Origin of the sequence: Acinetobacter venetianus RAG-1 = CIP 110063, from assembly GCF_000368585.1 — a bacterium.
GTDB lineage: Bacteria > Pseudomonadota > Gammaproteobacteria > Pseudomonadales > Moraxellaceae > Acinetobacter > Acinetobacter venetianus.
Genome location: NZ_KB849557.1, coordinates 800,752 through 822,429, shown reverse-complemented (window position 1 = coordinate 822,429; position 21,678 = coordinate 800,752). Strand labels below are relative to the sequence as shown.

The 21,678-nt window shown below is 42.6% G+C and carries 18 protein-coding genes; 9 read left to right on the top strand and 9 right to left on the bottom strand.

The window, feature by feature from the left end; all coding sequences use genetic code 11:
• The gene (locus F959_RS05410; protein ID WP_004878214.1) at positions 1 to 900 is read right to left on the bottom strand and encodes a LysR family transcriptional regulator; all 900 of its coding nucleotides are present in this window, start codon (positions 898 to 900) and stop codon (positions 1 to 3) included.
• 124 nt (positions 901 to 1,024) lie between these two features.
• Positions 1,025 to 1,927 (bottom strand): LysR family transcriptional regulator, encoded by a 903-nt coding sequence (locus F959_RS05405; RefSeq protein ID WP_004878213.1) that lies wholly within the window; start codon positions 1,925 to 1,927, stop codon positions 1,025 to 1,027.
• 128 nt (positions 1,928 to 2,055) lie between these two features.
• Between F959_RS05405 and F959_RS05400 the strand changes: the two genes are divergently transcribed.
• Positions 2,056 to 2,811, top strand: a complete 756-nt coding sequence (locus F959_RS05400) for an SDR family oxidoreductase (protein ID WP_004878212.1) — start codon at positions 2,056 to 2,058, stop codon at positions 2,809 to 2,811.
• 43 nt (positions 2,812 to 2,854) lie between these two features.
• Here F959_RS05400 and F959_RS05395 read toward each other — a convergent pair whose 3' ends face one another.
• The 3 genes from F959_RS05395 to F959_RS05385 form a co-directional block, all read right to left on the bottom strand.
• Positions 2,855 to 4,150 (bottom strand): solute carrier family 23 protein, encoded by a 1,296-nt coding sequence (locus F959_RS05395; protein WP_004878210.1) that lies wholly within the window; start codon positions 4,148 to 4,150, stop codon positions 2,855 to 2,857.
• Between the two features lie 309 nt (positions 4,151 to 4,459).
• A complete protein-coding gene (gene ppc / locus F959_RS05390; protein WP_004878209.1) occupies positions 4,460 to 7,141 on the bottom strand; it encodes a phosphoenolpyruvate carboxylase in 2,682 nt (893 codons plus the stop codon).
• Between the two features lie 84 nt (positions 7,142 to 7,225).
• Positions 7,226 to 7,849 (bottom strand): TetR/AcrR family transcriptional regulator, encoded by a 624-nt coding sequence (locus F959_RS05385; RefSeq protein ID WP_004878208.1) that lies wholly within the window; start codon positions 7,847 to 7,849, stop codon positions 7,226 to 7,228.
• 153 nt (positions 7,850 to 8,002) lie between these two features.
• Between F959_RS05385 and F959_RS05380 the strand changes: the two genes are divergently transcribed.
• The 6 genes from F959_RS05380 (at position 8,003) to F959_RS05355 (ending at position 15,687) form a co-directional block, all read left to right on the top strand.
• A complete protein-coding gene (locus F959_RS05380; RefSeq protein ID WP_004878207.1) occupies positions 8,003 to 9,103 on the top strand; it encodes an efflux RND transporter periplasmic adaptor subunit in 1,101 nt (366 codons plus the stop codon).
• Between the two features lie 2 nt (positions 9,104 to 9,105).
• A complete protein-coding gene (locus F959_RS05375) occupies positions 9,106 to 12,234 on the top strand; it encodes an efflux RND transporter permease subunit (protein ID WP_004878206.1) in 3,129 nt (1,042 codons plus the stop codon).
• Positions 12,235 to 12,366: 132 nt separating this feature from the next.
• A complete protein-coding gene (locus F959_RS05370) occupies positions 12,367 to 12,744 on the top strand; it encodes a hypothetical protein (RefSeq protein ID WP_004878205.1) in 378 nt (125 codons plus the stop codon).
• Positions 12,745 to 12,887: 143 nt separating this feature from the next.
• A complete protein-coding gene (gene dnaJ / locus F959_RS05365; protein WP_004878204.1) occupies positions 12,888 to 14,000 on the top strand; it encodes a molecular chaperone DnaJ in 1,113 nt (370 codons plus the stop codon).
• Positions 14,001 to 14,115: 115 nt separating this feature from the next.
• Complete coding sequence (gene dapB, locus F959_RS05360; RefSeq protein WP_004878202.1) at positions 14,116 to 14,937, top strand: 4-hydroxy-tetrahydrodipicolinate reductase; 822 nt, start codon at positions 14,116 to 14,118, stop codon at positions 14,935 to 14,937.
• 102 nt (positions 14,938 to 15,039) lie between these two features.
• Complete coding sequence (locus F959_RS05355) at positions 15,040 to 15,687, top strand: START domain-containing protein (protein ID WP_004878199.1); 648 nt, start codon at positions 15,040 to 15,042, stop codon at positions 15,685 to 15,687.
• Between the two features lie 36 nt (positions 15,688 to 15,723).
• Here F959_RS05355 and F959_RS05350 read toward each other — a convergent pair whose 3' ends face one another.
• Together F959_RS05350 and dkgB are read right to left on the bottom strand one after the other, a co-directional pair.
• A complete protein-coding gene (locus F959_RS05350) occupies positions 15,724 to 16,911 on the bottom strand; it encodes an MFS transporter (protein WP_004878197.1) in 1,188 nt (395 codons plus the stop codon).
• A 2-nt stretch (positions 16,912 to 16,913) separates the two neighbouring features.
• On the bottom strand, positions 16,914 to 17,720 hold the full coding sequence (dkgB, locus tag F959_RS05345; protein ID WP_004878196.1) for a 2,5-didehydrogluconate reductase DkgB: 807 nt from the start codon (positions 17,718 to 17,720) through the stop codon (positions 16,914 to 16,916).
• A 136-nt stretch (positions 17,721 to 17,856) separates the two neighbouring features.
• Between dkgB and F959_RS05340 the strand changes: the two genes are divergently transcribed.
• Positions 17,857 to 18,759 (top strand): LysR family transcriptional regulator, encoded by a 903-nt coding sequence (locus tag F959_RS05340; protein ID WP_004878194.1) that lies wholly within the window; start codon positions 17,857 to 17,859, stop codon positions 18,757 to 18,759.
• On the opposite strand, the gene F959_RS05335 is transcribed toward F959_RS05340, so the two are convergent.
• Positions 18,707 to 19,117, bottom strand: coding sequence for a hypothetical protein (locus F959_RS05335; protein WP_004878193.1), 411 nt, complete (start codon positions 19,115 to 19,117; stop codon positions 18,707 to 18,709). The genes F959_RS05340 and F959_RS05335 overlap by 53 nt on opposite strands.
• Positions 19,118 to 19,207: 90 nt before the next feature.
• Between F959_RS05335 and F959_RS05330 the strand changes: the two genes are divergently transcribed.
• A complete protein-coding gene (locus F959_RS05330; RefSeq protein ID WP_004878192.1) occupies positions 19,208 to 20,623 on the top strand; it encodes an aminotransferase-like domain-containing protein in 1,416 nt (471 codons plus the stop codon).
• On the opposite strand, the gene ahr is transcribed toward F959_RS05330, so the two are convergent.
• Complete coding sequence (gene ahr / locus F959_RS05325) at positions 20,620 to 21,645, bottom strand: NADPH-dependent aldehyde reductase Ahr (RefSeq protein WP_004878190.1); 1,026 nt, start codon at positions 21,643 to 21,645, stop codon at positions 20,620 to 20,622. The two genes, F959_RS05330 and ahr, sit on opposite strands and share 4 nt — an antisense overlap.
• Between the last annotated feature and the right edge of the window lie 33 nt (positions 21,646 to 21,678).

Below are 21,678 nucleotides of genomic sequence, written 5' to 3'. Positions count from 1 at the left end.
CTATTCGGATAAAGGGCGATGCTGCAATAAGAATTCTGCAAATTGTTGGTAATTCAAAGAAAGTTGATTGAAATCCTGTGTGGCGAGTAATAGTTTACGGTTCGCCCATGCCCCTCGCAATTGTACCGTATGAAAATGATAGTCAGCTTGCAAGCGTTGCGCTGCACGAGCAGGCATGATGGCAATTCCAACGCCCTGATCAACGACTTCGGCAATAGCGGAAAAATTAGGCAATCGCAAACGGTACTGAATATTAAAACCAAGTAATTTTGCTTGGGTTTCAATAGATTGTTGCAAAGAATGATGTGGCATTAAACCAATGAATCCATAGTTCAATGCATCGAGTAAATTTAATTGTTCAGAGTGTTGTAATGCATGAGCAGCAGGACATATCAAAACCAAAGGATCACTTGCAAACTCTTGTGTTTGCAGATGTTGTGTATCAAAAAAACTAGAGACTAAACCAAGTTTGGCTATGCCTTTCGTTAATGCCGCAACAATATCGGAGCTTTCAGCCTCATGTAAGTCGATATTAATTTCAGGGTGATGCATTAGATATTGGGGTAACAAGGTCGGCAAATATTCACTTTGTGCCGATGAGTTACACCATAGTGTTAATGACTCAGGCACTTGCTGCCGAAAGCGCTGCATGTCTTGTTCGAGTTGCTGCTTTTGAACCAGTAACAACCGCGCATGTTCAGCCAACGCATGTCCAGCGCTGGTCAATTCAACCCCTGTACTATGTCGAATAAATAGCGGCGTATCGAAATATTGTTCGAGCTTTTTAATCCGCTCACTGGCTGCTTGCAAAGAAATAGCAGAACGCTCAGCACCTTTGGTCAGACTGCCTGTTGTTACGATGTGTTGGAGTAATTGGATATCAAAAAAATCAAAACGCATATGAGCAACGCATTGAAATGCAAAAACTCATCATACTAAAAATGCTTGAAATAAAGATAGGGCGCTTCATTCCAAGCCAAAATAGTTTGATTGACTCAGCATTTGTCTGAAGATAAGAAAAGATTTAATTATTGTCTAAAGGATATTGTTCAAATAATTGTACGATCCAATCGATAAAGACTCGCTGTCTCGGTGACACTAAAGTTTTTGAAGGATAGAGTAAAGAAACAGGTAGAGAGGGAACTTGATATTCCGTCAATAATGGGCAGAGTTCGCCACTCTCGATGTCTTTTAAATGACCATAACGAGGGACTTGGATAATCCCAAAGCCTTCTACGGCGGCTGATGAATAGGAATGAGCGCCATTCACTTGAATCATCGATGTTAAATCATAAGTCTCTAGCTGTTGATTGACGATAAATTCTAGAGGGAGTGGTTTTTGTCGAGCAGTCGAGTAAAAACCAATCATAAAATGCTGTTTTAAATCGTTTAATGTGTTGGGCCTACCATATTTTTCTAAATATTTTGGGCTTGCGAGTGTTACTTGCTGAATATGTCCAAGATGTCGAACCACCAGTTCACTGTCATTTAAATATCCAATACGAATAACGCAATCAATGCCTTCCTTAATCACATCGACATAGCGATCACTCTCGGTGAGTTGTAGCTGGATTTGCGGATATTCAGTTAAAAATGCATGTAGCTTTGGAATAATAAAGTGAGCAGCAAAAATCCCATGTACTTCAATTTTTAATGCGCCTTGTGGCTTAGCATGTAAAAAGTCATGATCAGACTCATCAATATAACTCAGAATGTATTTACAACGTTGATAGTAAAGATTGCCCTCATCCGTAGGGTTGACCTGACGTGTCGTGCGAAACAAAAGCCGCGTATTGAGTTGCGCTTCGAGTTGTTTAATCGCATCCGTGATTGTTGAGCGAGGTAGGTTCAGGAGTTGTGCTGCTTTGGTAAAACTTCTTTGCTCGACCACATGTATAAAAACAGACATTGCATTCAATTTATCCATGTCACAGTGCTCATTATTTTGTTCGGAAAATTCGGACAAACATGCCGAAATATGATGGATTATCTTCTTTTATAAGAACAGTAGCATAGATCGTATCCAAAGATAAATTTTTTGATATGAGGTCAAATATGGATACTTTAGTAAAACCAGCTGACGACAAAAAAGTGATTTTAATTACAGGTGCATCGCGAGGGATTGGTGCTTTTACTGCTGCATTATTGGCGCAGCAAGGGCATAAAATTGTGATTAATTATGCTAATAATGATGCCGAGGCAACGCGGGTCGTTACACAAATTGAAGCGCTCGGTGGCGTTGCGAGTTGCTTTAAAGCTGATGTGAGTAAGTCCCAAGATGTTAGCGCACTATTTGATTATGCCATTCAAAGCTATGGCAAAGTAGATATCCTCATTAATAATGCAGGCGTGATGTGTTTTAAAAAGATCGAGGCTTTGGATGATGAGACGATTGAACGAGTGCTCGCGATCAACCTGAAAGGTTCGCTATATACCATGCGAGAAGCTGCAAAACGACTTGAACATGGTGGCAAGATTATAAACCTGTCGAGCAGTGTGATTGGAATGAAGCTTGAAGGCTATGGGATTTACACTGCGTCTAAAGCGGCGATAGAGTCGCTGACTGCTATTTTAGCGAAAGAATTAAGAGGTAAAAATATCACGGTGAATGCGATTGCTCCGGGGCCGACAGCAACAGAATTATTCTTTGAAGGCAAAAGTGATGAGCTAATTGCTCAGCTTAGCAAAGCGGCACCTTTAGAGCGTTTAGGTACGGTAGAAGATATTGCCGCCGTGATTCAATTTGCGGTAAGCCATCAAAGTGATTGGATTAATGCACAAGTCATCAGAGCAAATGGTGGCATTGTATAGTTCTACATTGCATAAAAAAGGCAGCTTACGCTGCCTTGGTTTTCTAGTTTTTATCTTTTAGGCTAAACAATAAGTTCAGGAAAATCGCAGCAAAAGTTGCGGTTCCGATCCCACCTAAATTGAAGTTACCAAAGAGCAGTTCGAAGTTACCTGCACCTAAAATAATGGTGACAGAAGCGATGATCAGATTTTTATTATTAGAGAAATCGACTTTATTTTCGATCCAGATTTTTGCGCCAGCAATGGTAATTAAACCAAAGACGACGATAGAAGCACCTGTCAGTACCGCCGTTGGGATGATGCTAATCACTGCGCCAAATTTTGGTGAAAGACCTAGAAAAATCGCAAAAACACCTGCAATCACAAAGATAATCGTCGAATAGACACGCGTCACAGCCATGACACCAATATTCTCGCCATAAGTGGTCATGCCGGGTGCTCCGACACTGCCTGATAATGTGGTTGCGAGACCATCTGCAACAAAGGCTTTACCCAACTGTGGGGTTAAGTTTTCACCTGTCATTGCACCGACTGCTTTGATATGACCAAGGTTTTCAGCGACTAAAATCAAGGCAACTGGCGCAATAATCAAAATCGCGTTTAAATCAAATTTCGGATGCGAGAACGTTGGAATACCAAACCAAGGCGCAGCAGCGATTTGGGAGAAATCAATCGGCTTGCCATACCCCAGAATATTGGTTGCAATTGCATAGATCGCATAAGCAATCAATAATCCAACGAGAAGCAATAAACGCTGCAATAAACCTTTGGTAAAGACTGCGATAATGCCCATACTGAGTACAGTGATCAGTGCCATCCACATTTCAAAAGGTTGACCTGCAACACCTTTAATCGTGACAGGAGCAAGGTTGAGACCAATAATCATCACGATCGCACCTGTAACCACAGGTGGCATCAATTTTTCGATCCAGCGTGTTCCTGTGAGCATCACAGCAAAGCCAATCAACGCATAAAAAATACCGCAGGCAACAATACCACCTAAGGCGATGGCTAAATTTGGATTCGCACCTGAGCCTGTGACATGACCTGTTGCGGCTGCCACAACACCAATAAAGGCAAAACTTGATCCTAAGTAACTTGGAACGCGTCCACCAGTGATGAGGAAGAAAATAATGGTACAGATCCCTGACATGAGGATCGCAAGGTTGGGGCTAAATCCCATCAACAATGGTGCAAGAACAGTTGCTCCAAACATTGCGAATGCGTGTTGAACCCCGAGCACCGCGCTTTGTAAGGGCGGTAAATATTCATTTGTCGCAACAGGACGATGATCAATCTTTCCCTGATACGGCTGCCATTTTGGAAACCAATTTGACATAGATGAGACTCATTATGTGATATCAGCGCGTATCATACTCTGTCTTAAATCGCGCTTTCACCTATCCTCGTCTGAGAATATTGAGTGCTAAGGCTTTGAAGTTGATAATTTTTACCTTTTGGTAAAATAAGCATTAAAATAACTTATCGGATTTATTATTTATTTTGCTTCGATCATATGAAAAGTGAAATAACAACTTGAGAAAATAAATTTTAAAAAAATTCTAAAAATTTTTATAAAAGTGGAATATTTTGCCAATCGAATTATCAGCAGACATCATTATCCGCTGATAACTCATTCAAAGAGTATTTAGCCCGTATTACGTAAACCTGCTGCAATCCCTGCAATACTGACCATAAGTGCATGATCAATAGGGGTGTGTTCAGATTGATGAGTACTTAAATACAAACGACGACGCTTCATCAATTCTGCCTGTAATAGATGTAATGGCAACAGATAAGGTTTGCGCACTTGCATCGATTGATCAAGTACCTCATTATTACTGAGTAGCTTAGATTCACCTTTGAGACTCAACAAGGTATCTACGGCATTTTGTAGACGTTGGCGTAGTTCAACGCCAAGCAGTTTTAAGTCCTGGTCTTGGGTGAGGTGTGACTCGTAATACAGCGCAATATCCGCATCTGATTTAGACAACACCATTTCCAGCATGTCGATCAGGGTTTGGAAATAAGGCCATTGTTCTAACATCTCATCCAGTGTGTTTTTGTGCTGCTCATGGACTTGATTAATCGCCGTCCCTGTTCCAAGCCAAGCAGGGAGCATAAGACGAATTTGTGTCCATGCAAACACCCAAGGGATGGCGCGCAGTGACTCAATACCACCACTGACTTTACGTTTGGCAGGACGTGAGCCGAGCGGAAGCATTTGCAGCTCAAGCTCAGGCGTGACTGTACGCAGATAACTCACAAAATGAGGGTTTTCACGAACGGTTTGACGATAGACTTTTACTGATAAATCGGTCATTTGATTCATCAATGCACGCCATTCTTGTTTTGGTACAGGCGGCGGCAAGAGTGTCGCTTCTAATGTTGCCGCGGTATAGATCTCTAAGTTCTGTAAGGCAATGCCTTCTAGTCCGAATTTAAATCGAATCATTTCACCTTGTTCAGTGACACGAATTGCACCTGAAATCGATCCTGGTGGTTGAGAGAACAAAGCTTGTTGTGTCGGCGCGCCACCGCGACTAATCGAACCGCCACGACCATGGAATAATGTCAGTTGTACACCATGCTTTTGAGCGATCGCAGTGAGTTCTTCCTGCGCACGATACTGTGCCCAGTTTGCTGACATAAAGCCTGCATCTTTGGCTGAGTCCGAGTAACCAATCATGACTTCGTGTTTGGCATCAATATGTTGCTTATACCAATGCATACTAAACAGCGTATCCATGGTTTTTGCTGCGCCGTCTAAATCTTTAAGCGTTTCAAAAAGTGGAACCACACGTAATGGTTGCTGAATCCCTGCTTCTTTTTGCAATAACAAAACAGCAAGGACATCACTTGGATATTCAGCCATAGAAATGATATATGCACCCAAACTTTCAGGCGGTTGTTCCGCTAAAGTTCGCATTGTTGCAAATACTTCCAATACATCAGGATGCTGAATCAGGCTACCTTCAGGCTCATTTAAATATTTTGGCAGCAGTGGACGCTTACTTTGTAATTCTTGGATCAAGAAATTTTGACGCGCTTGCTCAGTCCAAGATTCGAAATTGCCGAGACCTAAATATTCCGTAATCGCTGAAATGGCTTGGCGATGTCGTCCAGATTCCTGACGAATATCGAGTTTGAGTAGCTCGATTCCAAAACAATTCACCCGATAGATGAAATCTAACAATTGACCATTGGCAATTTCGGCTAAATTACTGTCAACCAAAGAGCGATAGCACAGCAATAATGGTTGTAGCAATTCATCCTTATGACGAATGATATTTCGATCATCTGCTTCTAAACCTTGTAAACGTTGCCCTAAGCAATAACGAGTTGCTTTTAAACGTTCACGTGTTTCACGCAAATATTCACGATACGGTTCAGGGTGTGGCTCACCCAGTGCTTGCGCGAGTTCATCAGAACAATGCTGAATCGACAGTTCCCAGCGTAAGTTTTCAATATCACGTAAATATAAGTCCGCTGCTTGCCAACGGGATAGCCATAATACTTCTTGCGTTATTTTATGAGTAACATTTGGATTACCGTCACGATCACCACCCATCCAAGAAGCAAAGCGAATCGGTGCAACTGTCAACGGTAAGTTTTGCTCACAATGTTGTTGTGTGAGCTCATTGAGTTCACGAACGAATTTGGGAACTGCATTCCATAAGGTCTGTTCAATGGTTGCAAAACCCCATTTAGCTTCATCTACTGGCGTTGGGCGATGTTGGCGAATTTCATCTGTTTGCCATGCCGAACTAATCAATTGCTTCAATGTCGCAAGCGTTTGTTGGCGCTCACGGGGTGTCAACTTTTGCTGATCAAGCTGAGACAGGCAATCGGTAATATCATCATATTTTTGAATTAAGGTACGGCGACTGACTTCGGTTGGGTGCGCGGTGAGCACTAGCTCAATTTTGAGATCACAGAGCTGTTGGAACAGTTGTTGTTCATTGATTTGTTGGGTTTTGAATTTTTCAAATAAATGCGGTAATGGATTCGGGCTTGGTGCTTGTTCATCAAACTCAGCCTGACGACGACCACGAACCACATTATATTGCTCTGCAATATTGGCGAAGTTGAGAAAATGAGAGAAAGCACGGGTGAGGGGCAAAATCTCTTCATCTTTTAAGCCAAGGAAAAGTTGTTCTAATTGTTTTTCTGCTTCGATTTGACCGTCTCGTGCGCCTTTGGCGAGTGCACGGATTTGCTCAACTTGATTAAACAAATCTTGCCCAGCATGTTGCTTTAAGGTTTCACCAAGTAAATTGCCCAATAAGCGGACATCTTCACGTAATGGAGCCGTGATTTGCTGAATCATTCTATTTCTCCTGATGTTCTCATTTGACTATAGCGCGATTGAGAGACATTCCAAGTGGAGAACGTAAATAAATGTGAAATTTATTTAAATTTTAGTTTGATATTTAAGCAAAAATAGCTCAACTGCTTGTTGAATCATCTGATCGATTTCAATTGCGGTTGGTACCGTATCTAAACCTAACAATACACGGTAGTGACGTAAGCCTAGCATCAAGGACACAATCATTTCTGTTTGTTTAAGTGGGTCATCGGCTTTGATAAAGTTCAAGTGGATGGCTTGTCGGAAAAAATCACACCAAACATTACTCATCCGTGTATGTGATGCATCAAAAAACTGTTGGGTCAGCGGACTCTGTTCCGCGGCGAGTTCAAACAGCACACGATCAAGTTTCAGCGCTTCAGGAAGATAAATAATACTAAGTGCACGGTGACACATCACATACAGCGCTTGTTCGAAGTTACTTTCCTCGGTGAGGACAATTTCTTTGGCACAAATGGATTCTTCACAACTTTCTTCAATCGCACAAATAAACAGATTGGCTTTGTCTTGAAAGTGGTTGTACACCGTCAGTTTAGTCACGCCTGCGTCTTTGGCAATTTGATTCATATTGGTGGCGTGGTAACCCATTTTCAAAAAAATAGATTTTGCAGCCTGTAAGATTTTGGCTCTTTTCTCTAAATCTTTTGGGCGACCACTGTTGTTTTGCACGCTGTCATTCTCTTTTAATTAAATTAAAAATCAATTAAATAACTTTATTTTTTAATTAATGTACTCATGGGTATATTAATTAAAAAATAAACAATTTATCATGATATGCATATTGTGCCTTAAAAAATCAATCTGAATAAGAGCGAAAAAGAGATGAATCTGCTAAATCATGTAATTGTGGGGTTGCTCGTACTCAGCAGTGTCACTTTATCCGCATGCCAAAAAGAGGTTCCCAAGACTGAGGAAATTCCGTATGTCATGGTGACGCAACCGAGTAGCACGCATGTTGATCAAAAGAGCTATGCTGGCGATGTGCAGGCGAGGCAAGAAACGGCTTTGGCATTCCGTGTCGGGGGACAAATTACGGAACGTTATGTTGATGTGGGTGATCGCGTTAAAGTTGGGCAAGTCTTGGCAAAGTTAGATGTTAAAGATGCACAACTGCAAATGAATGCTGCAAAAGCGCAACTAGATAGTGCGCAAGCCGCAGCAAAAATTGCAGCGCAGGAATATCAACGTTATCAGCAATTACTTCCAGTCAATGCGGTGAGCCGTTCGCAATTTGATGCGATCAAAAATCAGTACGAATCAGCTCAAGCAACCTTACAACAAGCGCGCTCGAATTATGAGGTGTCTTCAAACCAAACAGGTTATAACCAACTTGTTTCTAATAAAAATGGTGTGATTACTCAACGGCAAATTGAAATTGGACAAGTCGTCTCTGCTGGACAGCCAGCGTATCAACTTGCAATTGATGGTGAGCGTGAGGTGGTATTTGGTGTGCCTGAACAAGCAGTCAGCCAAATTAAAGTCGGTCAGTCAGTTTGGGTCACGCTATGGTCACAACCTGAAGCACGTTTTGCTGCCAAAGTTCGTGAGGTTTCACCCGCAGCTGACCAGTCCAGAACGTTTACGGTGAAAGTCTCATTGTTGGAAGGGCAGTCTTCGATTCAGCTGGGGCAGAGCGCTCGCGTCTTCTTTGTCACGCAACAAAACAACGTACTGAGCGTGCCTTTGTCTAGCGTCACTGCCAATGGTCAAGATGCTTATGTATGGGTTGTGAATGCGAATAACACCTTACGTAAAGTGGCTGTGAACTTGGGGGCATATGGACGTGATAGTGTGCCGATCATTTCAGGTTTAAAAGCAAATGATTGGGTTGTGGTCGGTGGGGTACATTTACTTCGCGATCAGCAAAAGATTCATCCTGTAGATCGTGATAATCGTGAAGTCACAGTCAAAACGGGAGGTTAAACATGAAATTTAACCTTTCAGAATGGGCACTTAAGAATAAGGGCATTATTCTCTATTTTATGCTGTTACTTGGCATTGTAGGGATCATGTCCTATTCGAAACTCTCACAAAGTGAAGATCCACCATTTACCTTTAAAGTGATGGTTGTCCAAACCTATTGGCCGGGTGCAACTGCGAAAGAAGTTTCCACACTGGTGACTGATCGCATCGAAAAAGAATTGATGACCACGGGCCAGTATGACCGCATCATGGCGTACTCTCGCCCTGGCGAGTCTTTGGTTACTTTCGTTGCTAAGGATTCGCTACCATCAAGCAAAATTCCTGATGTTTGGTACAACGTCCGTAAGAAGGTCAATGACATTCGTCATCAGTTACCGAGTGGTGTACAAGGTCCATTTTTCAATGACGAATTTGGCGATACCTTCGGCAATATCTATGTCCTCACGGGCAAGGATTTTGACTATGCAGTAATGAAAGAATATGCCGATCGTCTACAACTGCAATTGCAGCGTGTTAAAGACGTGAGCAAGGTCAATCTCGTTGGCTTACAAGATCAAAAAATCTGGATTGAACTTTCCAACACCAAAGCGGTTCAGCTCGGTGTGCCTGTCACTGCCATTCAAGAAGCGATTCAAAAGCAAAATGATATGGCATCTGCGGGTTTCTTTGAAACAGGTACAGATCGTATCCAAATTCGTGTCAGTGGGCATTTACACAGTGTTGATGACCTGAAAAAACTGCCATTGTTGGTGGGTGATAAAACCATTCAGTTGGGGGATGTCGCTGAGATTTATCGCGGCTTTAGTGAACCTGCACAACCACGTATGCGTTTTATGGGCGAGAACGGGATTGGTATTGCGGTATCGATGCGTAAAGGCGGTGACATTATTGCTTTGGGTAAAAATCTCGAAACTGAATTTACCCAATTGCAAAAGACTTTACCTTTAGGTATGAAGCTGCAAAAAGTTTCTGATCAGCCCGTCGCGGTACAACGTAGTATTCATGAGTTTTTAAAGGTATTGGCTGAAGCAGTCATTATCGTGCTGTTAGTGAGTTTCTTCTCACTGGGTTTCCGTACAGGCTTAGTGGTGGCGCTATCCATTCCACTGGTGCTTGCGATGACCTTTGCAGGCATGAATTTATTTGATGTCGGACTACATAAAATTTCTTTAGGCGCTTTGATTCTCGCATTGGGTCTGCTGGTCGATGATGCCATTATCGCAGTTGAGATGATGGCAATCAAAATGGAGCAGGGCTATAGCAGGCTTAAAGCTGCTGGTTTTGCGTGGCAAACGACGGCTTTCCCAATGCTGACAGGAACACTGATTACCGCAGCGGGTTTCTTACCTATCGCGACTGCGCAATCTGGAACGGGAGAATATACCCGTTCTATTTTCCAAGTGGTGACGATTGCGCTGATCGTATCGTGGATTGCTGCAGTTTTGTTTGTTCCCTACCTTGGTGAAAAGCTGTTGCCTGACTTCACCAAACAACAGCAACAAGCCGCATGGTATTTACGTCTATGGGCGAAATTACGTAAGCAGCCTGCGCCTGTGGTTGAGGCACATGGCCAACACCATGACCCTTATCAATCGAAGTTTTATCAATCGTTCCGCCGTGTGGTTGAAGTTTGTATCACTTATCGTAAGACGGTGATTGCAGTGACGGTTGGAATCTTCATCTTTTCTGTCGCAATGTTTAAGTTTGTACCGCAGCAATTTTTCCCACCATCCAACCGTGCCGAAATTTTAGTGGACTTGAAACTAGAGGAAGGCGCATCGTTGACGGCAACCGAGCAAGCCGTACATAAAGTCGAAAAATTCCTCTCTAAGCAGAAAGGGATTGATAACTATGTAGCTTATGTAGGGACAGGTTCACCACGGTTCTACTTACCGTTGGATCAACAGTTACCGCAGGCGAGTTTTGCTCAGTTTGTAGTATTGGCATCTTCTTTAGATGATCGTGATGAAATTCGACGTTCTTTAGAAATGCAAATTAAGCAGCTCTTGCCACAAGTGCGCACGCGTGTGTCATTACTCGAAAATGGCCCACCTGTCGGTTATCCATTGCAGTATCGGGTTTCGGGTGAGGATTTAGCGACAGTACGTCAATGGGCACAAAAAGTGGCCAAAGTATTGAGTGAAGATCCAAACACCACCAATGTACATTTGGATTGGGGTGAACCAAGTAAGATTATTGCGATTGAGATAGATCAAGATCGTGCGCGTCAGATGGGTGTTTCTAGCGCTGATTTGGCAAATTTCTTAAATGCCTCGGTTACGGGTACGGTGATGAATCAATACCGTGAAAAACGTGAGTTGATTGAAATTCGTCTACGTGGTGATAAAACGGAACGTGCTGAAGTTGCTTCTCTAGCCAGTTTAGCTGTTCCAACGACTCAAGGCACGACAGTTCCATTAGCGCAAATCGCGAAAATTGAATCACGTTTTGAAGAAGGCTTAATTTGGCATCGTAACCGCTTGCCAACGATTACTGTCCGAGCAGATATTCGTACGCATTTACAACCTGCAACGGTTGTTCAACAGTTGGCTGATCAAATGCAGGCTTTACGAACTGACTTACCGAATGGTTATCTACTCGAAGTTGGCGGTACGGTAGAGGAATCGGCGAAAGGACAAAGTTCAGTCAATGCGGGGATGCCTTTATTCCTTGCGGTGGTGATGACTTTATTGATGATCCAATTGCGTAGTATGTCGCGTGCAACCATCGTGTTGCTGACAGCACCACTTGGCTTAATTGGTGTCGTGGCGTTTTTGTTATTATTCAATAAACCCTTTGGTTTCGTCGCAATGCTTGGAACGATTGCCTTGTCTGGCATGATTATGCGGAACTCGCTGATTCTCATCGATCAGATCGAACAAGATATACATGCTGGGCAAGCGCCTTGGGATGCGGTGATTGATGCAACCATGCGCCGATTCCGTCCAATTGTTCTTACTGCATTGGCTGCTGTTTTGGCAATGATTCCGTTATCACGCAGTATTTTCTTTGGTCCAATGGCTGTTGCAATTATGGGCGGATTGATTGTTGCGACCTTATTAACCTTATTTTTCTTGCCTGCGCTCTATGCCGCTTGGTTTAAGGTGAAAAAAACAACATATCTATCGTAATTATTTTGTGAATAAAGGTGCGAAATATTGAAAATTTCAATATAGTAGCACCTATATTTAAAGACCAAAAAATAATTGAATTTCATTGCATGACAAATTTGGCAAAATGCACTGGATGAGGTGATATAGAGCATGGGGCAAGACAATATTGAGCAGCATCGCCGCTATGTGGCGATTTCTTACGTGTTCATGTTTCTTGCATTATTTACAATAGTGTTTGCAGCGTTTGCATACCTGTTAGCACGCAAAGTTGCGATTGTGGATAATGCAGAGGTATGGATACATGCGCATGCACTCTGGATTATGCGTAATGTGCTGCTATTTATCTTGATGGCATTTTTTGCCGCCCTTTGGTTTATTCCTCTATTCTTTTTTGCATGGGATAGCGCAACTTGGGTGACCGCAATGACGGTTGCTGGTGTGGTATTTAGTTCAATTGCATGGTTATTTTTATTGAATGCTTGGATTCAAGGTATTGCTAAATACTTTAAAAATAAAGCAGTTTTTTAAATTTATTGCTTTTTTATTGCGATAGACCTTGTAAATTTATCATACAGCCCCTATTAAGGCTCTGTTGACTTTAGAAATAAAAAGTCAGCAGAGCTTATTTGTTTGTATAGATTTAATAAATTCCGTGAGGAGCATCGCCAACCATGGCTAAACGTGATTATTATGAGGTTTTAGGCGTATCGAAAACCGCAGGTGATGATGAGATCAAAAAAGCCTATCGTAAGTTGGCGATGAAGTATCACCCTGACCGCAATCCTGACAACGCTGAAGCTGAAGACAAGTTTAAAGAAGCGTCTGAAGCGTACGAAGTTCTTTCAGATAGTGAAAAGCGTAGTATGTATGACCGTGCGGGTCATAGTGCTTTTGAAGGTGGCTTTGGCAGTGGTGGCTTCGGTGGCGGTTTTAGCGCTGAAGATATTTTCAGCCAGTTCGGTGATATCTTTGGTGGTGCGTTTGGTGGCGGTGGTCGTCAGCAACAACGTCAGCGCCGTGGCTCAGACCTTCGTTACGTGATGGAATTGACGCTTGAAGAAGCAGTCAAAGGCGTGAAAAAAACCATTACTTTCACTGCGCCAGCGCCATGTGAAACCTGTGATGGTAAAGGATCTAAAAATCCAAATGATGTAGAAACTTGCCGTACTTGTCACGGTGCTGGCCAAGTGCGCATGCAACAAGGTTTCTTCTCTGTTCAGCAGACGTGTAGTACCTGTCGTGGTCAGGGCAAGATTATTAAAAATCCTTGTAATACATGTCATGGATCTGGTGTATCAGACCGTCAGCAAACGCTTGAAGTTACTATTCCTGCAGGTGTAGATAATGGTGATCGCGTACGTTTAACGGGCAAAGGTGAAGCGATTCGTGATGGTCAATCAGGTGATTTATACGTAGAAGTTGTTGTTCGTGAACACGAAATCTTCCAACGTGATGGCGCTGATTTATATATGGATGTTCCTGTGAGCATTGCCGATGCTGCATTAGGAAAAGAAATTGAAATCCCGACCCTAGAAGGGCGTGTGAGCTTGAAAATTCCTGAAGGCACTCAAACAGGCAAATTGTTCCGCTTGCGTGGTAAGGGTGTTCGTCCAGTACGTAGCAGCATGGTCGGCGACCTATTGTGCCGTATCGTGGTAGAAACACCAGTGAATTTAAATAACCGCCAACGTGAATTGCTGAAAGAATTACAAGCTTCTTTTGATGGTGATGGACATGTTTCATCTCCAAAGAAAAAATCATTCTTTGATCGTTTATTCGATTAATTTGCATCAACAAAAAAACCTGCTTCGGCAGGTTTTTTTGTGGGAAATTTTTTAGCGGAGCGACAGAGTTTTGCTATAGTAGCTGGATTGTTTAAATAAAAGACTGGGAAATATTATGTCAACTTCTCCACGCATTGGGATCTTGGGTGCAGGCGGACGCATGGGGCGTATTTTGATTCAAGCCGTACAACAGGCGGGTTATCAGCTTGCGGCAGCAGTTGAGCGTCCTGAAAGCAGCTTGGTGGGTGCAGATGCAGGGGAACTTGCAGGCATTGGCAACATCGGTGTCAAGATCGTGGGAAGTTTGAGTGAAGTCTTGAAAGACTGTGATGTGGTGATTGATTTTACTGCACCTGTTGCAACTGAACAGCACTTAAAGTTATGCCGTGAAGCGGGTGTGGCCATGGTGATTGGCACCACAGGGATGTCGGATGAGCAAAAAGCATTCCTTGATGAAACAGCAACACAGACACCTGTGGTGTACGCTGCCAATTATTCAGTTGGAGTGAACGTTTCGATCAAATTGTTGGAACTCGCAGCGAAAGTATTTGGCGATACAGTTGATATTGAAATCATTGAAGCACATCATCGCCATAAAGTAGATGCTCCATCTGGTACGGCATTCATGATGGGTGAAGCGATTGCAGATACACTTGGTCGCAATTTGAAAGAAGTCGCTGTATATGGTCGTGAAGGTTATACAGGGCCTCGTGACCGTCAAACCATTGGTTTTGAAACGATTCGTGGTGGTGACATCGTAGGTGAACATACCGTGATGTTTATTGGTGAAGGCGAGCGCGTTGAAGTGACACATAAAGCGACGAATCGTATGAACTTCGCTGCGGGTGCAGTGCGCGCAGCAGCATGGGTGGTCGGACGTGAAGCTCGTAAATACGATATGAAAGATGTTTTAGGCTTTAACGATATTCAAGTATAAAAAGTTCCTTTTTTGCACTATAAAAAGAGCTTGTCGAGCTTTTTACTGGATCGTTCTAAGTGAAAACAAGCTCTCTTCATCATTAAAACAATCGAGCATGACATGAATAAAAAGCATATTGTTCTTGCTACGCTGCTCAGTCTGACGAGCTTTGTCGTAACTGCTGCCGAAGCCCCAAAACTGAGTTTACATCGTAATAATATTAAGGTTTGGACGTACCAGACTGAAAATAATCCCGTTTTTCAATATAAAGCAGAAACCACATTTGATGTGCCATTAGAGCGTGCAGTTGCTGTGGTTCTTGATGTTGAACGGACACCACAATGGGTGCCTTATGTTGGGAAAGCACAGCTGCTTTCTCGAGATGAGAAGAAAGGTGAGTTTACACTTTATATGGTGCTTGATTTTCCATTTCCTCTGAAAGATCGTGATGTCGTGATTAAGGGGAAAATGACTAAGAATGCCGATGGCAGTATTAGTATTAAAAATAATGCTGTGCAAAATAATTATCCTGAACAGCCTGATATTATCCGTTTAACCAAATATGCGGGGGATTGGACATTCCAAAAACTTGCCAATAATAAAGTCAAGGTGACAACCACAGGTTATGCTGATCCAGCAGGTGCGATTCCTTTGAGTTTTGTGAATATGTTTGTGCAACAGCAACCCTATCAAATGCTGATGAAGATGAAGAAAGAAATTTATAATCCATTGTATGCGCAACCGAAGTTGCCCGATGTTTTAAAATAGAAAAATGCCTGATTCAAAATCAGGCATTTTTTTCGGTTAAATTTGAGGGCATTGCTGATAATCAGTACTTTCTTGTTGAGATAATTTAATCTGAATAAAAACTAGGATTAAGCCGATCCCTGCGAGTAAAGCACCAATCATCGACACTGCGGCATAACTTAGCCCTAGGCTGAGTACCGCTCCACCCGCTGCTGCACCAATGGCATTGCCCAAGTTAAACGCACCAATATTCACGGAAGAAGCAAGGCCAGAGGCTTCGTGTGCCACCGACATCACGCGCATCTGTAATGGTGGTACGATGGCAAAGGCAGCTGCGCCCCAGATTACTAAAGCAAGGGCTGCACCTACTTGTGTTTGAGCAAGGATTGGGAAAATGAGCATCAATCCGATTAATAAGCCTAAGAAACCAATTAAAGTTTTATTGATAGAAAGGTCAGCAAATTTGCCACCGAAATGGTTACCAATTGAGAAACCAATCCCGATGAGCACGAGCATCATGGTAATAAAGGTCGGCGAAGCATGCGTAAATTCAACCAAACTTGGTGCGATATAGGTGTAAAGCGTAAACATTGCCGATGCACCAAACACCGTCGTAAGTAATGCCAAGATCACAGGTAGACGAGTAAGCACGCGAAGTTCCATTTTTACATTCGGTTTTTGGCCTACAGAGCCAACGGGTAGTGCTTTCCACAGTGCGAACATGGTAATCACACCGAGTGCTGAGATAGCAAGGAAAGACATTCGCCAGCCAATGTTTTGCCCGACCCAAGTTGCCAAAGGCACTCCACCAATATTGGCAATCGTAAGCCCCATAAACATCATCGCGACGGCACTGGCTTGTTTATTGGCAGGAACGACACTAGCAGCAACAACTGAACCAATACCAAAGAATGCACCATGATTGAGGCTAGTGATCAATCTAGCCCCCATTAAGCTCATGTAGTTAGGTGAGAAGGCAGCAATCAAGTTCCCGATGGTAAAAATAGCCATCAATAGAATCAGCGCATTACGACGCGCAAAACCACCAAACCATAGGGTCATGATGGGAGCACCCAACATTACCCCTAAAGCATATCCCGTGATCAGCATCCCAGCACTAGGAATTGAAACACCGAGATCATTGGCAATGTTCGGTAATAAACCCATAGGTGAAAATTCAGTAGTTCCAATTGCAAACGCACCAATAGCTAATGCGAGCAAAGGAAGATTGATGCGTTGCTTCATATTCATTTATCCCATACTGGTGCAAGTTCAGGAGGGTCAATTTCACGACCATTACGTTCTAATTGAGCAATCATTTGCATTTCTTCAGCACTCAGTTTTAAGTCTTGTGCCTTTAAGTTGCTGATTAGATTCTCACGTTTAGTGGATGAGGGGATCACGGCATAACCTTGTTGTAAGGCCCATGCTAAAGCGACTTGTGCGCTTGTCGCTTGGTGCTGTGCTGCGATTTCCAGTAGGGTTGGATCATTGAGTACCTTGCCATAAGCAAGGGTCATATAGGACGTTACATCAATATTTTGTTCCCGTAGATAATCGACTAAATGCTGGTTCTGCAAATAGGGACTCAGCTCAATTTGATTGGTTGCGATATGTTCAACACCAATGCTATCAATCGCTTGTTGGGTCAAGGCAATATTGAAGTTTGAGATGCCAATCTGTTGAGTTAAACCTTGTTGTTTAGCTTCTAATAATAATTGCATCACTTCTGTGATATCAGTTCCTTGCGATGGAGCTGGCCAATGAATCAAGGTCAGATCAACTGCATCGGTACCTAATTTCTGCAAACTTTCTTTTAAGCTTGGAATGAGGCGTTGTTCAGAAAAGTTATTGATCCAAATTTTCGTTGTTAAAAAAATGTCTTTACGTGCGATGCCACTTTCACGGATTGCTTGTCCTACGGCAGCTTCATTTTCATAAATTTGTGCTGTATCAATAGCGCGATATCCGACATCTAACGCAGTTTTGACTGAATTAATGAGGATTTGATCATTTAAACGATAGGTGCCTAAACCAAACTGAGGGATTTGCATATTCTTCATCTCATCTTTTAAATGCTCCACGGAGCATATTTTGCTAATGATCGAAATTTTGCATGGATTATCATTGCTAAAAAATATATGGATTAGCAAAATATAGTTGACTAAATATCAATAATGGACAGCATGAATGAAATCAACAATTGAGGAGTTACTGACGTTTATCACGATTGTCGATACAGGTTCTTTTATAGCGGCGGCAGAAAAATTAGAACAAACCTCATCTGGGGTAAGCCGTGCATTGAGTCGATTAGAAGCAAAACTTGAAGTGACTTTGTTGGAAAGAACCACGCGTAAATTGAAACTGACACAGGATGGTCAAAACTTTCTTAATCATGCCCGTAAAATATTAAATGATCTCAATGCTGCTGAAGAAGCACTACAAAAATCGGATCAAGATACAGCTGGACTAATTCGAATCGATTCTGCCAACCCCTTTATTTTGCATGTGATAGCGCCGTTGATACATGCATTTCAACAGCGTTATCCAAATATTGAACTTGAATTGAATAGCAATGATCAAGTGATTGATCTATTGGAGCATAAAACGGATGTCGCATTTCGGTTTGGTGAGTTACATGACTCAAGCTTACACGCCAAACTGTTGTGCACAAGTCGCATATATATCGTTGCAAGCCCTGACTATTTGGCGCGTGAAGGAATGCCTCAACAAGCTTCAGAACTTTTGACACATGAAGTGATCGGTTTCTCTCGACCAGTTAGGGTGAATCAGTGGCCAATAAAAGTCGAGGGTGAGTACTTTTTCGCGAAGTCTAAAATAAAAGCCTCAAGCGGTGAAACGGTTAGACAGTTGTGCTTACGGGGCTTAGGAATAGCACGATTATCTGAGTTTGAGATTTGGAAAGATCTACAAGAAGGTCGTTTAGTTGCGCTGTTTGAAGATCAAATTGAGCACTCTTATCAAAGCATCCATGCTGTTTATTATCAACAAGAGCATTTACCCAAACGCGTGCGTTTGTTTATTGAGTTTCTGAGCGAGCAACTAAGTCAGGGTTTCTCGGTGTGTCGTTAGTTGGCTTAGGTAAAATAACTTCCAAAACTTGAAGGTTTTTCCCTGTCGGTTGCGCGACAGAAACGACAATATGTTGTTGTTTCAATGTGCATTCAAGTTCTACTGTTGGCAGTAATAAACCCGTTAAAACCAGTCCGTTTTCATTTGGTTTTTTATAGATCAGCTTTAATGTGTTTTGCTCAGCTTGGTTTGGAATCTGCTCTAATTTCCAAAACTCATAGGTCTGCTGATTTTGTGTTTTGAGATACCCTTCAGAAAGTGTCTTACATATTTCCTGTTGCTGATGTGTTTTTTGATCAGTGATTTGGCATCCAGTAAATACAAGGCTGCATAATATAAATAAGACTTTATTTTTCATTGCTTTATCCTCCTGTAGTTGATTTTTATAGCTTAACGGTGTTGTATAAACCAATACAGATACAGAAATTTCTAAAAAAGCAGTACAGAAATGAGTTTTCAATATCAAAGATTGGCAGATCAACTTGCCCATAAGATTTATCAACATGAGCTTCAGCCTCAACAAAAGCTGAGTTCTCTAAGAGAATTTGCTCGTCAGCAAGAGGTTAGTTTGAGCACAGCTCAACAGTGCTATGAGTTGTTGGAGGCAAAAGGGCTGATTTATGTCAAAGCAAAATCGGGTTATTTTGTTAGCCCTCGACAATATCAAAGTGCTATTCCTGATAGTCCCCATTTTGAATCTATGCCGAGACAAGTATCAAATTTAGACCTGCAAAATCAGATTCAGACCGCTTCGATACAAAGCCATTTGACACCGTTAGGCGCAATTCAGTTGTCACCGCATCTGATTCCAGTGGATGGTTTGCGCCGCTCTTTACAACGTGCGCTCAAGCATTGTCAGCCTGAGGATTTCTTATATTGTAATAAGCAAGGACATATGCAATTGCGTCAGGCACTGTCTGATCATTGGCGTGAAGACGGAATTTATGTGGCGATTGAGGATATTTTTATTACCAATGGTTGTATGCCTGCTCTTTCATTGCTGATTCAGCAAATGACCAAAGAGGGCGATAGTATTCTTATTCCTACTCCAACATTTAATGGTCAACTGCAAATGTTGGCGGGATTAAAGCGGAAAATTATTGAAATCCCTGCGGATCATCAAGGGATTGATCTTGAGCGACTGGAATCGTTTATGCGACAGGGGGCTGCGAAATTATGCTTACTCACCGCTAATTTCCAAAATCCATTGGGTTATTGCCTAAGCAATGAACAAAAGCAGCATATCGCGCAGCTGGCCGAGAAATACCAATGCTTTATTTTAGAAGATGATATTTATGGAGAATGTAGTTTTCAAAAAGAACGACCATTGCCGATTCGCTATTGGGATCAACAAGGCTATGTGATTTGGTGTGGCTCGGTGTCTAAATCGCTATCCAGTGCTTATCGCGTTGGATGGTTTTGTTTAGGACAACAGTTGCAGCATTTACGTCCACAGTTGATGGCAAATAATGTTGGTGTGAATACACCGTTGCAATTGGGTTTGGCAGATTTTATTTATAGCCGTGGTTATCGCGAGCATTTGGAGCGCTTACGTCCAAAATTGATGCAGCAGGTTGAACAGTATCGAGCCTATATCTTAGAAGCTTTCCAAGGGCTGCCAATTGCCTTGAGTCAGTCTGAAGGGGGATATGCACTGTGGTTACAGTTACCGAAATCAATTTCAGGCTTAGAACTCTATTATTTAGCTCAAGCAAAAGGGATTAATATCGTGCCTGGTGAAGTGTTTGGTGAAGATAAACGTTATCAGCATTTTGTGCGTTTAAATGCGGGACATGCTCTAACAGAAGAAATCCGCCAAGCGCTTCAGCAGTTGGCGGATTGGGTTCGGAAAAGCTTACATTAATCAAAATCTGCTTTGAGGACGATACGATAACGTGCTTGTCCTGAATGTAGCCGCTCAATCGCGTCATTGAGCTGAGACATTGGATAAAGTTCGATTTGCGGTGCGATATTGCGTCGCGCAGCAAATTGCAACAGTTGGCGCAGTGCCAAAGGAGAACCAGTCGGTGAGCCTGTGACAGACTTTGCGCCATCGATCAATGCACCGACCGATACAGGCACAGGTTCTAATGTAAGACCTAGAAAATGTAATGTTCCATTCGGCGCTAAGGTACTTAAATATGCCTGCCAGTTCAACGTCACATTGACCGTACTGAGCAGTAAATCGAATTTACCTCGTTGTGCTTTGATGGCTTGAGCATCACGGCTATTGACCACATGGTCAGCCCCCATCGCCTTGAGTTCATCTGTTTTATCAGGGTTTGAACTAAACGCCGTAATTTCACAGCCCCATGCTTTGAGCAGTTTAATTGCCATATGACCTAAGCCACCGATACCGATGACAGCAACATGATGTGTCGCTTGGATTTTATGTTTGAGCAAAGGATCAAACACCGTAATGCCACCACAGAGAAGAGGACCTGCACTTTCTGGATCTAAATCATCAGGTAGGGGAATGATCCACTGCCAGCCTGCACGGACTTTATCTGCAAAGCCTCCCGCATGTCCGACGATTGTGGCAATACTTTCGCCTGTACATAAGACTTGATTGCCACCGATACATGGATCACAAGCTTGGCAGGTTTCTGCTGTCCATCCAATCCCAACACGTTGCCCCAATTTCAGTCCTTTTGCTTCAGAACCGAGTGCAACGATCGTTCCGATAATTTCGTGTCCTGCAATCACTGGATAACTCGATGAGCGCCAGTCATTATTGATCACAGAAATATCAGAATGGCAAAGACCACAATATTCAACTTTAACTTCAACTTGATGGGCTTGTAATTCACCTGCATCGAATTGATAAGGAACCAGTTGCTCACCAGCTTGCATGGCTGCATAAGCACGTATTTGGTTGTTACTCATGGACAGACTCCTATGGAAGGAAAATCGAGAGAG